The 929-nt window shown below is 74.9% G+C and carries 2 protein-coding genes; one reads left to right on the top strand and one right to left on the bottom strand.

Translation table 11 applies throughout. The features are described 5' to 3' along the window. A partial coding sequence (locus ACSNOD_RS31435; RefSeq protein WP_436770479.1) for an oligopeptide/dipeptide ABC transporter ATP-binding protein occupies positions 1-417 on the top strand: 417 nt, incomplete at its 5' end. 41 nt (positions 418-458) lie between these two features. Here the strand turns inward: ACSNOD_RS31435 and ACSNOD_RS31430 are convergent. Continuing rightward, positions 459-929 (bottom strand): oligopeptide/dipeptide ABC transporter ATP-binding protein (locus ACSNOD_RS31430; protein WP_436770478.1); only part of this gene is annotated, 471 nt, incomplete at its 5' end.

Below are 929 nucleotides of genomic sequence, written 5' to 3'. Positions count from 1 at the left end.
CGGGTGGCGGTGATGTATCTGGGGCGCTTCGCCGAACTGGGCACGGAGCACGAGATCTACGAGCACCCCACGCACCCGTACACCCAGGCGCTGCTCTCCGCCGTGCCGGTGCCCGACCCCGGGGCGCGCGGGCGGCGGACCCGCATCCTGCTCTCCGGCGACGTGCCCTCGCCAGCGAATCCGCCGTCCGGCTGCCGGTTCCGCACGCGCTGCTGGAAGGCCCAGGAGCGGTGCGCGCTGGAGGTGCCCCAGCTGGTGGAGCCGGCGGAGTTCCGCTACGTCGACGGGCCGGCGGCGCACCCCTCGGCGTGCCACTTCGCCGAGGAGAAGCGGGATGTCGTCCCGGTGGACGGTGGTGCGGGGGAGACCGGCGGTACCGGTGGTACGGGGGAGGCCGGCGGTACGGACGGGACCTGAGGCGCCGCGCCCGTACGCCCCCGATACGTACACCCCCGCGCCTACGCGTCCCCCTCCGCCAGCGCGGGGTCCAGGACCACGTCCTCGCCCCGGGACGCCGTCGTCGGCTCCTCCGGGAAGTGGCAGGCCGTCAGGTGCCCCTCGGCGTTGCCCTCGATCCGCGCCAGCGGCGGCTCCTGCTGGGCACACCGCTCCTGGGCCTTCCAGCACCGCGTGCGGAACCGGCAGCCGGACGGCGGGTCGATGGGCGAGGGCACGTCCCCGGCCAGCCGGATGCGCTCCTTGACCGCGGCGCCCTCGCCGCCATCCGCCTCCGCGTCCTCGGCGGCCGCCGCCTCGACCTCCGGCACCGCCGACAGCAGCGCGTGCGTGTACGGATGGCGCGGCCGCCGGTAGATCGCATCCCGGTCGCCCACCTCCACGATCTTGCCGAGGTACATCACCGCCACCCGCTGCGAGAAGTGCCGCACCACCGCCAGGTCGTGGGCGATGAAGACGAAGGCGATGCCCAG

Source organism: Streptomyces sp. URMC 123 (genome assembly GCF_051386515.1).
Classification (GTDB): domain Bacteria; phylum Actinomycetota; class Actinomycetes; order Streptomycetales; family Streptomycetaceae; genus Streptomyces.
Note: the sequence above shows the minus strand (reverse complement) of the source record. Positions and strands in the feature narration are given on the sequence as shown.